The following is a 660-nucleotide window of genomic DNA, read 5'->3' as shown; positions in this document are numbered from 1 at the left end:
GAGCAGCAACGCGATCCGGAGATGCATCAGACCAAGAAAGGCAATCAGTGGCACTTTGGCATGAAGGCCCACATTGGTGTCGATGCCAAGAGTGGCCTGACCCACAGCCTGGTCACCACCGCGGCCAACGAGCATGACCTCAATCAGCTGGGTAATCTGCTTCATGGAGAGGAGCAATTTGTCTCAGCCGATGCCGGCTACCAAGGAGCGCCACAGCGCGAGGAGCTGGCCGAGGTGGATGTGGACTGGCTGATCGCCGAGCGTCCCGGCAGGGTAAAAACCTTGAAGCAGCATCCGCGCAAGAACAAAACGGCCATCAACATCGAATACATGAAAGCCAGCATCCGTGCCAGGGTGGAGCACCCGTTTCGCATCATCAAGCGGCAGTTCGGCTTCGTGAAAGCCAGATACAAGGGGCTGCTGAAAAACGATAACCAACTGGCGATGTTATTCACCCTGGCCAACCTGTTTCGGGTGGACCAAATGATACGTCAGTGGGAGAGATCTCAGTAAAAACCGGAAATAACGCCAGAAATGGTGGAAAAAATAGCCTAAATAGGCTGATTCGATGTGTTTGCGGGAAAAAAATCGGCCCAGATCCGCGAAATTTTAATCAGCGAGTCAGCTTGGGAAGAAATGACCTGCTTATTCGCACCTTCC

At 53.3% G+C, this 660-nt stretch carries 1 pseudogene; it reads left to right on the top strand.

What is annotated here, in order from left to right:
- Nucleotides 1-513, top strand: a pseudogene (locus tag QMN93_RS26065) (IS5-like element ISKpn26 family transposase); the annotation flags it as partial.
- Nucleotides 514-660: the final 147 nt, after the last annotated feature.

Origin of the sequence: Enterobacter sp. R-1.6.2 (assembly GCF_035064085.1) — a bacterium.
GTDB classification, from domain to species: domain Bacteria; phylum Pseudomonadota; class Gammaproteobacteria; order Enterobacterales; family Enterobacteriaceae; genus Enterobacter; species Enterobacter asburiae_B.
Note: the sequence above shows the minus strand (reverse complement) of the source record. Positions and strands in the feature narration are given on the sequence as shown.